Raw genomic sequence first — 17306 nt, forward strand, 5'->3', positions numbered from 1 at the left:
AAAGGATGAGAAATTATGCGAAAGCTGTGAGTGATGATGCGGTGAGAAGCAACCATCAAGATTGTAAGCGGCGTGATTTGTGATACGCCCAGCGATGAAGGGGATTTACTTGGATTTATATCATCAAAAACTTTGGCGATGTAAAGGAGAAATTAGTCACTATTTCATACGCTTATATGCGTATTCAAACCATTATTCAATCAACCTGAAGGCGTTGTTGCTCGTAATCCTCTAGTGCTTGGTTAATGTGGCGAACCGAGACAAAAGCCACACCATCATCAAATATAAAAGCGCCTATTGGAATAAGTAGGATACCCGTCATATAAGTGCTTAGCTCGCCACCAGTTATTAGTATATGGATAGACAACATAAAGCCCAAAAAGCCTAAAGCAGTAATAACAATGCCAGCGATAAGGTTGTACAACTTCATTAGGGTTTCAAACAAGCTAACCTTGATACGAAATGAGTATTGCTCTATCCCCGAGATATCGGGTGTATTCTTAAATGCCCGCAAAACATGCCGAAAGGCGACACTATCGCCTAGTCTCTGGTTGAGCACAAAGAGCGCGTTTAGCCTAGGTGTACTTAAACGCACACCATGCACGCTCTTAAAATATTCAATATCGAGCTCATTTCTTAAGTGAGTCTTTAACTCGGATGACACTAAAGGCTCTTGCAGCGCGGCTAAAATTTGGGCCTGCCTATTTTTACGCAAATAAAAGTAATACTCAGTCACTTTCTGGATGTTGAGCAAAATAGAGATGAAGGCAATCGTCATCGCTATCCAGTATTTGCCTTCGGAAATGGCGTCTAGAAAGAGGTTCATTATTTTAGTCGCTACGTTACTTGGCCATATGAGTCTAAGTGATTGAATTTACGGTTAAGCTGAGATGAAATCAAGGTGAATTGGTAGAGAATAAGATCTTGATATAAGAGAATATGTGAGGTTTTAGGTATTTTACATTGAGAGAAAATCTGGCAGTAGCGGGCTAGATAACTATTTTTTTTTCAAAAAATTGGTTCTACCTGTGCTGACTAACCTTACTCCGTTTAAATTAGACATAATTGAGGCAAAATAACGAAGAGGTATCAAGCAACTCGCGAATGAATGTCGTTGGTTATAGACTCAGATACTCATGCACTGCCAATATTTTATCTACAGCAATAAAGTCTATAAACTCCAGAACTATTATTTTTAGCTATTCCTTTAACCCATAAAGCACATGCAGCGCTTCTAATTTGCCCTTAGCGTGGTTTTTAAAATAGTTGTTGAGAATCGAGACGATTTTTTCGGCCTCTGGGTGGTCTTTGCGCACGGCAGAATGTAATGGAGTGGAGTCAAAATAGGTTTTACTGTAGTGAAGGGTGCCTTTGGGGATTTTCATCCCATAGGCGGTCCACTTTGCCACGGCTTCATCGGCGACAAGCACATCGGCTTTTTTGGCCAGCAAATAGCGAAAGCTGTTGGGTAAATCTAAGGTTTTGACGATTGTCATGTCTGGGTAATCGCGCAAGTTGTTGGCGTAGGCGTAATCGTTAATTAGTGCTACCTTCTTCCCCTTTAAGCTATCGAGTGATTCGTATTCAAATTTGCTCCCGCTAAGTGAAATAAACACCATGTTATTGCGCATAAAAGGTTCGGTGTATAAGAGAAATTGCTGTCTTTCTTCGGTTTTCCACAGTGAAATAATCACGTCACTTTGGCCAGATTTGGTTTCTTTTAGTACTCGTGTCCATGGTTTGACTGAGTATTTGAGATCGTAACCAGCAGAGATAAGAGCATCGGCAACAATATCATGGGCAATACCGCTGCCTTGCACTGAATTCATAATGTAAGGGGGCCATAAATCTTGTGAGAGTTTTAAGGTGGCTGACCAAGTAAACTGGCTCCAGATAAGCAATAGCACAGAGCCTAAATAAGATAGCGTTATCCTCATTACCACAGTCCTCTCACCACGTTTTCATCTTACAATAGTTATTCACCTTCTCTTTGGAGGATAGCTTATATCTGCTGGGTTAGCATTTGAGTACCGACTAGATATGGGCAGAGTTATCGCCACTGGTATAAGTGTTAGTGAGTTTTAATATTCGCCTTGTGGCAACGCATTTATCGCCAAACCTTTTTATTCCGTCTGCTCTCATATCGGCAGACATCTCATTGATGTAGGCTTGAAGGTTATCTTCATTGTCGACATAGTAGGAAGCAACGATATTTGTCTTGTCGTCTTCCTGCTCGGTATTTTGGTATAGTTCGGCCTTGATAAACCCTTCGAATTTTAACATCGCTTGGATATGTGGTTTGAGCCATGCCATATAGTCATCGGCAATCTCATTAGAAATAGAAAGGTTAACCTCGTATAAAATCATGTTGAATTCCTTTTCGTTTACGGTTAATAAAGGTTATGTATTGGTGACCTTAAGTAAGGGTTAAATCTATATCAGCTAACTCTGGATAATCGCTAAATTCTCGAATTATCGTTTTCGCTGAGTTCATCACCTTGTCTTTCAGTTGATTAAAGTGAAGTGGATTGTCGTATGGTTTCCATGGAGCGGTGACGATACATGATATAGATTGGTTTTCATGACTCAACGAAAATGAAAATAGGTTGTAGTAACCGTGGTTTGCCATTATTTGAATGTAGTTTGAGTTATATTCCCCTAATTGATTTGGATAACACACTCGGCCAGCGTTTTGCTCCGTAAAATCAAAAGTATCATCGATTTTATGATACTGATTTTGGTAATAGATGTCTTTGTAAGCGCAAGGCATATTGGAGATGATCTGACTTTGTTCTCCACTGGTGAGTTTCAAAGAAAGGTATACTTCATCCAACTTTATCCTATGGTTAATTTCTGTAGTGATACTCATAAATCATCCGATATTCAGTCTCTTACAAGAAGAAAATAATGGTTGGCCGCCTTCGAGTCAATAAAAGACGGTTGTCCAGAAACGTTTCTCTATGAGTTGGAAAGGCTATGTTTTTGAGGTACTTAATTCCTGAATTTGATTGAACACTTCTTCAGCCTCGGCGGTAAGTCTAGAGTAGGTTCTTATGTCACCATTTCTTTGCGCGTGCATCGCTTGCTCTAGCAACATTGAGTGACGTTTTTTGAGTTTTTGCGCGGGTCTGTTCTTAAAAAAAGAAAACATGGATAGCTCCTTTGAGGTATGAACTTATGTGTACGTTCAAGGAGGGAAAAGAGCTCAAAGAAAAGCTCCCAATCGGGAGCTTTTTGTCGGTTTTATATCCGCGCTATTGGCTGTCTTGATCAAAATCACCATGGAAGTGATCATGATCAGACACGCTTTCGGCCGCTTTGAGCTTCTCGCCAATGCGCAGTTTTTCCGTAGGTTGCGATGTGAGTGAGCTTACCATTGCTTGTGGCTGAGTTTGATTCTCTTTATCAGGGAACAGCTGCTCGCTTAACGCGTAATAGGTGGTGGCATAAGCCATGGCTTGAGTATTTTTGTAAATCGCCGATTGGTTGATGTTATTAACATCATCACAGGCTTGGTGATAGCATTTATCGTAAGAAACACCCGCTTCACCACCATACTTTTCGACTTCTTCAGCGGTTTTTACTTTTTCAGCGCCGGTAAATAGGCCGCCAAATGCAATCCCCCAATCGGCAAAACCAGCATAGTCTGAACGCTTTGACAAAGCTTGAGGTATGGTTGATTCTTCCCTTTCAGTGAAAAATTCATTGAAGATAGACTCGATATCTGAGGTGCCATAAGGAGGTTTAAAATCTCCCTTATAGGCGTTATCTGGGCTGTCTTTGGTATCGGATAAGTCGCCATCCATCACTCCATAGATATAGTTAGGCGAGCCTATCATATCGAAGTTTAGGTACATTTTAACCCGGTTGATTTGCGTGTATCTGGCTTCGACTAAATCCACTTGTTCTGGGGTTAACTCGCTTGGATCTTTTAGGCCAAGTTCATCAAGGATTTGCTGCTGGGCCTTGTCATAAATCGGTGCAAACAAGTTTTCTGTGTAATATTCAGACCCCACAAGCCCCGCTTCTTCAGCGGCCCACCAAGCAAAGCGAACCTTGTTTTTCACAGGCACTTCTAGCTCAGATAAAGTAACCGCATATTCAAGTAATCCCGCGCTGCCTGAGCCGTTGTCGTTGATCCCCGGGCCTTCAGGAACCGAATCAAGGTGGGCGCCGAGCATAACGACCTGCTCTGGGTTACCAATCGGGGTTTCGGCCAAAATGTTTTGTGTGACCACATCTTCATCTTGAGTATTGACCGTTAGGTTTGCCAATACTGTCTCAGATTGGCTCTTAACGTACCAGTCGTATCCAAGTTCAAAGCGTGCACCTATGGCTGGAATAACAACTTGGGTTGTGCTGCCCAAGGTGCCGCTCACCACGGATTTTCGTCCTTCATTATTGCCTTGGTTAAACACGATTAGCGCCTTTGCGCCTGCGTTTTGGGCATTAAAGGCTTTGGTATCAAAGGCACATCCACCACGTTGAATAACCGCGATTTTTCCGTTGAGATCTTTACCTTCAAAGTCAGAAGCCTCACAACCGTCTGTGCTGTCATAATCGGGTTCATTGAACCTAAAGTCAGGGGTGACAAAGGCAAGCTCGCCATTAAGCTCACCGTCCGTTTTTCCTGAATATGACATCAAAGCAAAGTCAGGTTCCACGTCATCGGGCGCTTCTTTTTTGCTGATTAAGTCTTTACCGTCTACTGTGGCTGTGGTTCCAGCAAGCTCTTCCCATGCCCTGAAATCGAATTCTTGGATGGTGACAATAAAGCCACGCTCTTTCATTGTTGCGACGATAAACTCAGTCGAGTTCTGATACCCCATAGTACCAGCCGCTCTGGTAATGGATTTTCCGTCAGTGGTTTTGGATGCCAAGCCTTCAAGAGTGACTAGGTGGCCAATTAACTGCTCTTTATCCACACTATCACTGACGTAATTCGCGCCGCGACGAGGATCATCCCAGAAACACCCTGTCAGCATGCTTGTACTGATCACTGTTGCGAGAATGGATCTTTTGCTTGTTATGCTTACCTGCATTTTTGACTCCTTTTTAAACAATCCGTTTTATCTTTAATCAAAAATTCAGATAGTAAGAAGACTAATACTTGTAAATATTTATGAATGTGAATGCGTATCAATAAATAATGGTCATAAAAATGAAAAGAGAGACGAAGACTAATATTTTTATGCGCTTTACGTCACATATTTATCTTGATGTTTATGTTTTTAAGGATGGCAGGAATAATAATATTAAGAAAGGGATAAATCTATTTATTACATTTAAATGTGATTTGATATTAATTTATCAAGGGGGATGTACCCCCTATGAAATATTTAATTACTAAGTCTTTATTAATTCTATAACGGTATGACCTGTTGGTAGCTTTTGAGTCTTAACCACTTTTAATTTACTTTCGCTAAATAACTCTTCAAGATCGGTAAAGCATCTTTGATAGGTACCATCTTCGCAGATGACAGATTGAAACAAGGCATTAAAAAGCAATCGAGGTGAGTTTTCTTCTGGCTCAACCAGAGGTTCTATTACTAATAGCCTGCTGTTTTTTAGCGATTGACTAATGTTATTAAGAATTTTTTGACACGACCGTGGGTTCCAATTGTGCAATACGTTTTTCAATACATACACATCATAGTCTTCTGGAATATCAGCAAAGAAATCACCTGTGCAAGTTTGGATGCGATCTTTGATGTTCTCTGGCAGAGACTCAGAGCTTCGCTGGCAGACATCTTGTCTGTCAAAGATGCATGCGGTCAGGTGTTGATGGTGTTTAACCAGCTCCATTGAGATGACGCCACTTCCTCCACCGATATCAATAACACGTTTCGCTTGGTCAAATAGTTCGGCGCAGACATTTGCTAACAAAGTGCCAACGGGTCTTGAGAAGTCGCGCATTGCTAAATCATATACTGAAGCTCTGGTTGGCGTTTCATCCAAATATTGGTACAAGGTTTTATCAAAAACATGCTTAAACCCAGACTGACCAGTTTTGCATGTGTGATGCAAACCTTCATAGCCGCGATAATATTCGTCACCAAATAGCATGCAAAAATGGCGCATTGATTGAGGATGATCGGATATGAGTAGCTCTGAGCTTGGACTATTTTTGACAATGTTTCCTTGGTCTATCGAGAAAAAACCCAATAGCTCAACCACTTTAAACATATTGAGCAAGATGGTTTGGTCAGCATTGCAGGCTTGTGCCAGTGCATCGATTTCTAAAGGTACCTCTTTAAGCAAGTCGGCGACACCTAACTCAGCGAGAGTAGAGAGCGTCTTGGCTGCGAGAGGCATCATCATTATTTCTGATAACTTTTTTGCTGATTCTGCATTATTCATAACACCACCATTATTTGTCAGTTGTTATGCAGCAAGCTAGTTAACCTTTCTTAATATTTAATTAAGATGTGTAATCTCTTGTCGATAATCGATATATAGATAACTCAATTATTTTCTTTGTAAGAAAACAGTAAAATTACTATCAGAGAAATGTCTTAATGTTTTTTATGTTAATTCAATATCATGAAAGCAATGATATTTATTTTCTATAAATAACCAACTCCAATTATTAAACAAACATCAATTGATTTCCTTAAATAAATCCTAAGTTTCAAAGATTATCTTTCTAAGTATTCCCAATGCAAATATTGTGGCTTGTATAAAGTTATAACTGTATTTTATGAGAGGTGAGTAGCATGATAAATCTAAATTCAATATTTAAAACCATCTCAGATTATTCATCACTTATTCCTGATAAGGTTGCCGTTATATATAAAGACAGCTATTTAACTTTTGCTGAGCTAGAAGAAAAATCGGATCAATTAGCTGGCTATTTACGTGAACGATATCACCATCAAAAAGCAGGTAAAATTGCGCTTTATATAGAGCCCAGTCTTGATTTACCTATTGCGATATTAGGTATTATGAAAGCGGGCCATAGCTATGTGCCACTTTCCTCGTTTCAGCCAGTTCAGAGGATCGCGCAGATAATTGATGACTCGCAATCCTTTCTTGTTCTAACCAATAAAACCTCTTATCAAAAATCCAAACTTCAGTTAAACCAATCGATAGTTCTTGATATGGACGATATCGATTGGAGTGCACACGCTGTCAATACTGAGTATCCAGAGATAGATGGGTCACAGCTTGCTTACACCTTGTATACTTCAGGCTCGACGGGCAGGCCCAAAGGCGTAGAAGTTGAGCATCGCCATTTAGCTTATTACATTGACTGGTTTAACACCCATGTATGGTCACAGACTAAGGCGCAACTGCCTTTGACGTCATCACTAAGCTTCGCTGCCGCTGTGACCCAATTATTCTCGCCACTCGCGCGTGGTGATACGCTGCATATCTTGCCAGAAGGTTCACTGAATAACCCAAAATTCCTATTTGAGTGGTTTGCAGCTCATGCAAACACGGCGATTTACTGTGTACCGACTCTTTGGAAGGAGTTACTTAACTACAAACACTTGATCGATCCTACGGTGAGCTTTCCTGATACGGTCTTTTTATCAGGTGAAGCAGTGGCAGAAGATCTCAAGCAGCGCACTTTTGCTGAAATAGACAATATCAGAGTATTCAACCTCTATGGACCAACCGAAACCGTCGCCAATTGCTCCTTTATTGAATTACAGCCAGAGTCGCCCATCACAATAGGTAAGGCGATGTCGGGCAGTGAATTTATTCTACTCGATGACAATGGTATGCAAATTGAGGGTGAGGCAATTGGAGAGATTTGTATTGCAGGACCTGGCGTTGCTCGTTGCTATGCGAACCTTCCACAGCTAAGCGAAGATCGATTCTTTATCCATCAGGGCTTGTCGGCCCATAAAACCGGTGACTTAGGTCAATTCGATGCCGAGGGTAACATGGTCTACCTTGGCCGAAAGGACCGTCAGGTCAAGTTGTGCGGCGTAAGAATTGAGCTAGGTGATATTGAGGTCTGTTTACGTTCTCATCCCAGTGTTCAAGATGCGATGGTTAAAATGGTAGACGAAGAGCTTATCGCCTATTTGGTTACCAGTGCTAAGCCTACTGCTTGGGATCTCAGAGCTTATGTTAGTGACTATTTTTCGCCAGTGATGACTCCAGCCCAATTTGTCTACCTAGACAGTTTTCCAAAGCTACCGAATGGAAAGCTTGATAATGCGCGATTGCCAAAGCCTGCCTCGTCTCGGCCTGATCTTAAGCGTGACTACCGTGCTCCCTCAAACGATCTAGAACAAGATTTGGTCGATATCTGGCAAGAGGTATTAGGTCTCAAGGGACTTGGTGTGGATGATGACTTTTTCGCCTTAGGGGGGAATTCATTGCAGGCGATGAGAGCCAGAAACATGATCCGCCGTCGTTTGTACAGTGACCTTGATTTTGATCTTGTGATGCACAATGCCACGCCAAGTCAGCTTGCTGCAATTATTCCCTATTACCTCACAGACGGCATAGAATCAGACTCGATTTCTCAACCCAAAGCGGAGGATTCACAAGATACATTTAGCGTACTTTCTCCATCACAAGCGTACTTTGTTACTTTGGAGCAAACCAGTGCTAACCCTGTCGCTTATCAGCCTGCATTTAGTGTTTTGCTTGAAGGTCAAGTCAATGAAGACGCTATCCTATGGTCAATAAATAAGGTTTTGGATAACAACCCAGTACTGCGATCTCGTTTCAATCTTGATGATTTTACTGCTAAGCAAGGTGGCTATGCGCTTGAAAAATTTAATATTCAACATCACAAGCTAGCGAACATAGATAAACCTTTGGTGGATTATTCTCAGCAAGAATGGTTGGCAATGGCCGATATGTCTGTGATTGATATTGATACCACTCCTGCTATCAATGTGACCTTGCTTAGTCACCAAGATAGTCAATATGTGGTGCTGGTTCGGGTCCATCATGCTGTGTTTGATCATGAGTCAATTGCGCTGTTTTTTAACCAGTTCAAACAAGCCTATCAAGCTTATTCGGTTGGCGATCTGAGCTTCTCAAGTAAGAGTGCTCACAATCTCAACTTGGCTCGCCATAAAGGCGCTGTGGTTGAGCAAGAAAGTCAGATTCACTTTTGGCTTTCAACTTTGCAGCGATATTTACATCAGGGCGCGGACGCTTCTTTACACGCAGTGAAAGATTACCCGACTCCAGATGGTTACCAGATAGAATTGTCTGACATATTTACTCAGCAAATTAAAGCGTTTGCCCGCAAACATAACACCACCACATATGTGTTACTTCTCACGCTGTTTAATCTTACGTTAAACCGAGAAACTAGATATAGGAATGTGACGATAGGCCTGCCTACATCGAGTCGGTCATTACTTCAAAATGATGATCAAATTGGCTGCTTCGTTAATATGGTGACTTATTTTCAGCCCGTCTCTGATGCTGACAACAGGCTGGCGCTAATACAGTCAAGCAGCAAGGCAGTGTATTCGCTTTTGGACAATCAATCTGTTTCTTATCAATTGCTTGTGGATGAAATGCGACGTCACGCTTGGTTAGATAAGCTGCGTTTTCCAATTACATTTAACTATTTATCTTCAATGCCTACGACACAAAATGTGGCGCAATGTCAAATGACGGTCCAGCACATAGTAGAACCATCTGCACGATGCGATTTAGCACTGACTGTCGATGATGGTGAGAGATTACGTTTGAGCTTTGACTTTGAAGCCTCTGCCTTCACCAAGCAGCAAATCATGCTCTTTGCTGAGCAATATTTAGCCATGATATCCGAGACACTATCTTTGTGATTCTGAGTTTGTTTGACCAATGAAAGATCATCCAATTGTGGGAGTTTGGAAATATGTCGACATTAGTTCATCTTCAGTTTGCTAAACAATGCCAGTTAACACCAGATAATATTGCTCTGCGCAGTCGTGGTGGAAATCTCACTTACCGTCAACTTGAACATTGCTCAGATGTTATCGCACAGCAATTGCTCTCGCGGGGGATTAGCTCTGGTGATGTTGTAGGCGTTTATATGGAGCGCAGCCAAAATCTTGTTTCAACACTATTGGGTATCATGAAAGTTGGAGCTTGTTATCTTCCGCTAGATCCTTATTACCCGCACAATCGATTAACTTATATGGTTGAGCACTCTGAAACCAAGCTGGTTGTTACTGACCGAGTGGACGAATTGGAATGGTTGCCAGAAGATTGCCAGATCATAGATATTGCAGCCGCTGATTTCTCTCAACCAGTATTACCAGTTGAGCCTAGCAATGATGATAGTCAGCTTTGCTACATTATGTACACTTCGGGGTCGACCGGCACACCGAAAGGCGTCATGGTCAAACACGATACCGTTATCAACTATCTCAATTGGATGCAAAACGCTTTTAAGCTTGAGCAAGATAGCTGTGTTTTAAGCCAAACCACTTTTAGTTTTGATATCTCAGTTTGGGAGATGTTTTGGCCACTGATCACGGGCGCGAGTACTGCGCTCATCTGTGAAGAAGTTAAGTACGATCCGGCATTGTTGGCGGAGTTTATCAAGCATCATCAAGTAACGGTTGCACAATTTGTCCCAACCGCGCTTAGAATCATTGTCGATGAAAGAGTCCTAGATCAATGCCAGTCACTTGAACACATTTTTTCTGGTGGAGAAGCGCTACCTCAGTGCTTGGTAAATGATTTATCGAAGCAATTTGAGGGTCAAATTCACAATTTATATGGCCCAACAGAAGCGACTATCTTTGCTTGCCATTGGTTATGTCAGCCTGATTCAGCCGACACCATAGTGCCGATAGGCCGCCCCATTCCACATGCGAAAGTTCTGGTATTGGATGAGAATTTAGAGCTGGTGCCGCCCAATCACAATGGTGAACTTTACTTGGCCGGAGATATATTGGCTTTGGGGTATTTAAAGCGTGAAGACCTTACCGATGAACGTTTCTTAATAAATCCTTATGCATCCAGCAAGACATCGAAAATGTATCGTACTGGCGATCTTGTCAGTGTTAGAGATGATGGCGTACTGCTTTTTCATGGTCGAATCGACTCACAAATAAAGCTAAGAGGCCATCGGATTGAGCTGGCGGAGATCGAAGCGCAGTTGCAAGCATTGCCATGGATATCAAATGCTGCAGTTATAGTCGATGACAGTGATGATGGAAAAAACCAATACCTAACGGCGTTTTATGTCCCTTATCAAGACACGGATACCGATATACAGGCGATTAAGCGAGAAATGGCACAAGTGCTGCCTTATTACATGCAACCCTCGCGCTACTATGCCGTAGACAGTTTACCCACACTCCCCAATGGAAAAATCAGTAAATCAGCACTTAGTGCTAAGTAAGAGAAGGCGCGACAACATGCTAAACAACAGACAGGACTCTGAAGTCGAAAAGCAGATCATTGCTATTTGGAAATCAGTATTAAACGTTAAGAAAATAGCGGTAGATGAAAACTTTTTTGATGCCGGTGGAAACTCATTACTGATGAGTAAAGTACATCGCCAAATCAAAAAACAACTTGATATTCCGATTAATATTATTGATTTATTTCAATGTCCTACTGTTGAGTCTCTAAGCAAAAATATATTGAAAAAGTATCCGAATGTTTTACGTGAAACATCAGATGAAGTTTAAACATCAATACCTTTAGTTAAACCTTAGTCATTAGGAAATACCGATCCCTCGTCTTGAGGCAGGGACGCGTTTGCCCTGATTTTAGAAACCCAATAAACCCTATTACCAAATCACGATATAGAACCATGAGGTAGCATATGAAAGACCAAGCAACATTGCGCGATAAAGACATAGCTATTATTGGCATGTCAGGCCGATTCCCTGGAGCCGAAGATCTCTCAACGTTTTGGAGTAATCTTGCTGAGGGGCTAGAAACCATTACCACTTTCAGTGAGCAAGAGCTGAGGGAGTCGGGCGTTGATGAAGAACTGATTGCTTCACCTCACTATATCCCTCGTCGAGGTATTTTAGGCAATGCCGAGCATTTTGATGCGCATTTCTTTGATATCACGCCTCGTGATGCGGAAATTATGGATCCTCAACACCGTGCGTTTCTAGAATGTAGCTGGCATGCGTTTGAAGATGCGGGCTATGTTCCGGCAAGTTATCCAGGCAAGGTTGGGGTCTTTGGCGGAACCGGCGCAGCATGGCATTTGAACAAAGTCCACTCGCATCCAAGCGTGACTCAGTTTGCTAGTGGTGCATCGATTGTTACCAACAATGATAAAGACTATGTCACCACTCGAGTGTCCTATAAGTTGGACCTAAAAGGGCCAAGCGTCAACGTACAAACTGCCTGTTCTACTGCTATGGTGGCGGTCGTAATGGGCATTAACAGCCTGTTAAGCGGTGAGAGTGATCTTGTGGTGGCGGGCGGTGTGTCCATAGATACTCCTGAGCGTCGTGGCTATCCGTATATGCAAGGTGGCATGGATTCAGCAGATGGGCGTTGCTATGCGTTTGACTCTCGAGCCAATGGTACTGTCTTTAGCCGCGGAGTGGGTTCGGTATTACTGAAACGAGCCAAAGATGCCATAAAAGATGGCGATCATATCTACGCAATTATTAAGGGCGGTGCAATCAACAATGACGGCGGCTTAAAAGCAGGCTTTACCGCTCCGGGCATTGAAGGGCAGGTAGAAGTTGCCAAGCAAGCTATTGCGAATGCCGATATTGATGTAGAGAATATTCGCTTTGTTGAAGCGCACGGCACGGCGACAGCGCTTGGCGATCCGATTGAGTTTTCTTCTCTGTCGCAGACCTTTCAGCAGTACACAGACAAAAAGCAGTTCTGCCGTTTAGGTTCGGTTAAGACCAATATTGGTCACACAGATGCAGCATCTGGGGTCGCGAGTTTAATCAAAGCCTCGTTAGCACTCAAATCTGGTCAGCTTCCAGCGTCTTTACATTATTCTAAGCCGAATCCAAACATCGACTTTGAAAGCAGTCCGTTTGTGATGAATACTGAGCTTACCTCGTTTAAGCAGTCAGATAAGCCTAATAATGCGCTCGTCAATTCGTTTGGGGTAGGCGGTACTAACGCCTGCGTTATTTTGGAAGCGGCGCCGGAACTTTCCTCTGGCTATGAGCACCAAGCCCCGGTATTGATGACATTTTCAGCCAGAAGCCGCAATGCGCTTGGCGAAATGAAACGTCGAATGGCGGCGCATCTAGAAACGAACCCAGATGCAAATCTTGCTGACGTTGCGTACACTCTGCAAACTGGACGCAAGCAGTTTGAGTTTTCAACCAGTGTCGTTGGCCAAGACCGTGAATCCCTTCTGGAATCTTTGGGCAAGGCATCCCCAGTCGCGGTTAAAAACAAGTCTAAGCGTCCTGTGGTCTTTATGTTTCCAGGGCAAGGCAACCAATACGCAAACATGTCGTTGGACCTTTACCAGACATATCCCGTCTTCAAGCAAGCAATGGATCAGTGCTGCGACTATCTCACTGCGATCCTTGAACAAGATCTGAGAGAGATTATCTTTCCACAGGACGAAGAAGTTGCGGCACTTATTAACCAAACAAAATTCACTCAGCCGGCACTGTTTGTCGTCGAATACAGCTTGGCCAAATTGTGGATGTCGTGGGGCATTCAGCCAGATGTGATGATCGGCCACAGTGTCGGTGAATATGTGGCTGCTTGTTTATCGGGTGTTTTCTCTCTAGAAGAGGCGTTAAAAGCAGTCGCAATTCGTGGCAAGTTGGTTCAAGCTCTGCCGCCAGGCGCTATGTTAGCGGTATTGATGGAAGAAGCGGAATTAAGTGAAAGAATCGCTAATCTGGATTTGGACATCGCTGCTGTTAACTACCCAGAGCTGTCTGTCGTTGCAGGTGAGTTAGAAGCGGTGAAAGCCTTCCAATATGAGTTGGAAGAAGAAGGTATATTCTGCAAACACTTAGATACCTCACATGGTTTCCATTCCAGCATGATGGATCCTATGTTGCCTGAGTTTAAACAGGTGATAGATGGTATCGAGCTTCACACTCCGCAAATTCCATTTGTCTCTTCGGTGACAGGTGAGTGGATCTCTGAGGCATTAGCCAAAGACAGTGATTATTGGGTGCGCCATGTAAGAAATCCGGTTTTATTCTCGCATGCGTTTAAGACCTTGATGGAAGAGCACCAAGACGGCTTTATTGCTTTGGAAGTGGGGCCAGGTCGCTCATTAGAATCAGCAGCAAAACAGCACTTTAAAGAAGAAACAGACGTTGAAGCGGATATATTCTCTTCGCTCCCCACGGCAAAAGAAGTGGCGCTATCAGGTCAATATCTCGTCTCAGCACTCGGCTCTATGTGGGCGCACGGCCTGAAAGTGGATTGGTCGCTATTGTACACAGGTGAGCGTCGTTGCCGTGTATCTTTACCTGGTTATCCGTTCGAGCGAAACGAGTTTAAGCTGCCGAGCATTCAAGGCGGTAATGCGGATAGTCCATCCCTAGCGGTTGATGAATCTTCTCTAAAACGCAAAAAACAAGATATTGCAGATTGGTTTTACATGCCAGCATGGAAACGTACTGTTCCCGCGGCTTTTATGCCAAACGAGAAGGCTGAAAACGAGACGGACTGCTGGGTCCTATTTGCCGATGAATACGGTGTTGCTGCCCAAATGCAAACTCAGCTACGTGAGACTGGTGCACGTATTGTGAGCGTGCTTCAAGGGGACAGTTATGTTGATAATTCAGTACCTGAAGATCATACCTTCAACTTCATCATTAACCCTCGTGAGCGTGAAGATTACATTCAGTTACTTCAGGCAATCAAAGCACAGGGTATGGCGCCAGTGCGTATTGCCGATATGTGGAACTTGTCACCTCAGCATAAAGGGTTGGATCTAGAGCAGTGCCAGAATGGTCAATACGCTTCTTTCTATGCGCCATTGTATCTACAGCAAGCCTTGGTGAGTGAAAATGTGTTAGATAGGGTGCGCTTATTATTCGTTACCAACAACACATTTAGTGTGTCAGGTGAAAAGGTTATTTGCCCAGAGAAAGCCTTGCTTGTTGGTCCTGCTAGAGTCTTCTATCACGAATATCCAGATGTACAGTGTCATTTGGTTGATATCGATCTCCCACTTAATGAACAGGGTGAGATTGACCAATACAACCAGCAAGTAGCCAATTACTTAATTGCTGAAACTGACCTTGCGACAGACGGTAAACTAGTGGCGTATCGAAGCGGTTGCCGCTGGGAAGAGGAATATCAAGCGGTTCGTTTGCACGAGCAAGTGTCAGGTATTAGCGCAGAGTTCAAAGATGAGGGCGTGTATCTCATTACCGGAGGGCTCGGTGGCCTTGGTATGTTAGTCGCAGGCCATATCAGTGAATTGTGTAATGCGACACTGGTATTAACTTACCGCAGTAGTTTACCTGCAAGGGAAGAGTGGCAAGCTTGGATCGAGCAACATCCTGTCGATGATGCCATGAGTGAGAAGCTGGTGAGCATTCTTCGTCTTGAGGAAATGGGTAACACCATAGACTTGGTTCAAGTCGATGTTTGTGACTACGCCGAAATGGAGAAAATGTGTCAGCGCTACCCAAGATTTGACGGCATTTTCCATACTGCGGGTATTGCGGGTGGAGGAATTATTCCACTAAAATCTGATCAAGATTGCGCGAGCGTTATTGATCCCAAATTGACGGGAAGCCTTATCCTCGATGAATTAACCAAAGACAATCAACCTGATTTTATGGTGCTGTTCTCTTCCATCACATCGATACAAGCAGATGAAGCACGTATTGATTACTGCGCGGGTAATGCCTTTTTAGATACCTACGCCAGCTATCGTAACCAGAACCGTAATGGCCGCACTATTTCAATAAACTGGGGTAAATGGGGCGATGTCGGCATGGCGGTTCAATATGGCCGTGAATTGGATGAGAAAAAAGCGCAGCTGGCTCAACCTGAAGATTCGGAGCTATTGACACTGGTTGATCGTAAAGGTCTAGAAGAAGTGTATCGAGTGAATCTCGATGTCCAAAAAGACTGGGTATTGAACGAGCATTGTTTGTCTGAGCAGCCAACCATGGTCGGAACCACCATACTGTCTATGCTGCATAACTTCGTCAATTACTTCAAACCGCAAGAGCCGCTGCAGGTGAAAAATCTGCTGTTGACCAAACCGGCTATTTATCACAACGCTTGGCCACGTGAAATGCGCTTATTTGTTCGCGCAGAAGGCACTGGCTATAGCTTTAGCCTGCGTAGCCGAGGTATTCGAGAGATTGATTGGGAAGAGCATGCCATCGGTAATCTTGGTTCTGGAGTTGAGACTACAGAAAGTCTTGCCGCTTATATTGAGCCACTCGAAGCCATTCAAACGCGTTGCAGTGAGCGTTTAGACGAAGAGGATGTTGGCAAAGAGTACATCAATGCGATAACTGGCGAGGTTTTCCTCTCTCTTAGTGACCGCTGGAGTACCACTAAGACAGCATGGCAAGGGGATAATGAGTGGCTGATTCACAAAGAACTTGATGCTCAGTATCAGGGTGATTTCGAGCAGTACCCCTATCACCCAGCGGTAATAGATTCTGTGTCGATTCGTTGTATCAACCTGATCTCAAAAGAAAACTTCTTGCCGATTAGTTACGGTAAGGTCAGCTACTTAGCGCCGCTTGACGGGGATTGCTATGCCCATATCAAGCTAAAGCAAGCCTACAAAGAAGAAGATAACACCATCATCATGGATATCACTTTCTTGGGCGCAGAGAGTCAGCCATTAATGGTGATAGAGAATTACACCTTGGTTCGCATGAAAGCAGATAACCAAGTGCAAGACTCAGTCTCAACGTCAAGTAAGGCAAGGTTTGATGTCAATGTGTCTGACAAAGACATCATGTTCTACGAAGGACTGGATGCACTCAAGCGTCAGTTAGCTCACTTAGAGTTTGAGCAAATGGTGGTAGTGACGAGCGACTTGGGCCAGCTTATTCACGAAGCGATTCCAGAGCGAGAAGAGGTAGAAACCATCGCGACCGACTCAGAGGCAAACCAAGGTCATGCTCGCCCTGAACTTTCCGTTGAGTATGTAGCGCCGGAAAATGACATTGAGAAAGAAGTCATTGCTGTGTGGCAGTCTGTTTTGGGAATTTCAGGGATAGGAATCGATGACAACTTTGTTGAACTTGGAGGCAACTCTCTGCTTGCGGTGCAAATTGTCTCCAAAGTATCGGCCAAGTTCGAAGTCGATATCCGAGTGGATCTTTTCTATCAAGACCAAACCGTAAGAGGGCTTGCTGGATTAGTCATTCAAGCTTTCGAGTCACTATTAGAAAGTGAGTAAAAATGATGCCCGAGCAAAGCTTGGGCATCAC

At 43.4% G+C, this 17306-nt stretch carries 11 protein-coding genes; 4 read left to right on the plus strand and 7 right to left on the minus strand.

All coding sequences use genetic code 11. The features are described from left to right. Window positions 1–196: 196 nt before the first annotated feature. The 7 genes from FIV01_RS19375 to FIV01_RS19405 form a co-directional block, all read right to left on the minus strand. Window positions 197–826 (minus strand): hypothetical protein, encoded by a 630-nt coding sequence (locus FIV01_RS19375; RefSeq protein WP_152432583.1) that lies wholly within the window; start codon window positions 824–826, stop codon window positions 197–199. 373 nt (window positions 827–1199) lie between these two features. Next, on the minus strand, window positions 1200–1937 hold the full coding sequence (locus FIV01_RS19380) for a transporter substrate-binding domain-containing protein (RefSeq protein WP_152432584.1): 738 nt from the start codon (window positions 1935–1937) through the stop codon (window positions 1200–1202). A gap of 97 nt (window positions 1938–2034) precedes the next feature. Beyond that, window positions 2035–2367 (minus strand): DUF4286 family protein, encoded by a 333-nt coding sequence (locus tag FIV01_RS19385; RefSeq protein ID WP_152432585.1) that lies wholly within the window; start codon window positions 2365–2367, stop codon window positions 2035–2037. Between the two features lie 49 nt (window positions 2368–2416). Beyond that, entirely contained in the window at window positions 2417–2869 is a 453-nt protein-coding gene (locus FIV01_RS19390) for a hypothetical protein (protein ID WP_152432586.1), read from the minus strand. Between the two features lie 105 nt (window positions 2870–2974). Then, a complete protein-coding gene (locus tag FIV01_RS19395; RefSeq protein WP_114783897.1) occupies window positions 2975–3151 on the minus strand; it encodes a DUF6435 family protein in 177 nt (58 codons plus the stop codon). 103 nt (window positions 3152–3254) lie between these two features. Further along, complete coding sequence (locus FIV01_RS19400; RefSeq protein ID WP_152432587.1) at window positions 3255–5042, minus strand: M28 family peptidase; 1788 nt, start codon at window positions 5040–5042, stop codon at window positions 3255–3257. A gap of 304 nt (window positions 5043–5346) precedes the next feature. Then, window positions 5347–6360 carry a methyltransferase gene (locus tag FIV01_RS19405; RefSeq protein WP_152432588.1) on the minus strand — a complete coding sequence of 338 codons (1014 nt, stop codon included), beginning with the start codon at window positions 6358–6360 and terminating at the stop codon, window positions 5347–5349. Window positions 6361–6716: 356 nt separating this feature from the next. On the opposite strand from FIV01_RS19405, the gene FIV01_RS19410 reads away from it, so the two are divergent. From FIV01_RS19410 to FIV01_RS19425, 4 genes are all read left to right on the plus strand, one after another. Further along, window positions 6717–9770 (plus strand): non-ribosomal peptide synthetase, encoded by a 3054-nt coding sequence (locus FIV01_RS19410; protein WP_152432589.1) that lies wholly within the window; start codon window positions 6717–6719, stop codon window positions 9768–9770. Window positions 9771–9823: 53 nt separating this feature from the next. Beyond that, window positions 9824–11320: a non-ribosomal peptide synthetase gene (locus FIV01_RS19415; protein WP_152432590.1), complete on the plus strand. Its 1497-nt coding sequence runs from the start codon at window positions 9824–9826 to the stop codon at window positions 11318–11320. A 16-nt stretch (window positions 11321–11336) separates the two neighbouring features. Next, on the plus strand, window positions 11337–11612 hold the full coding sequence (locus FIV01_RS19420; RefSeq protein ID WP_152432591.1) for a phosphopantetheine-binding protein: 276 nt from the start codon (window positions 11337–11339) through the stop codon (window positions 11610–11612). Between the two features lie 137 nt (window positions 11613–11749). Continuing rightward, window positions 11750–17275, plus strand: coding sequence for a type I polyketide synthase (locus tag FIV01_RS19425; protein WP_152432592.1), 5526 nt, complete (start codon window positions 11750–11752; stop codon window positions 17273–17275). Window positions 17276–17306 lie beyond the last annotated feature (31 nt).

This window comes from Vibrio aquimaris (assembly GCF_009363415.1).
Lineage (GTDB): Bacteria > Pseudomonadota > Gammaproteobacteria > Enterobacterales > Vibrionaceae > Vibrio > Vibrio aquimaris.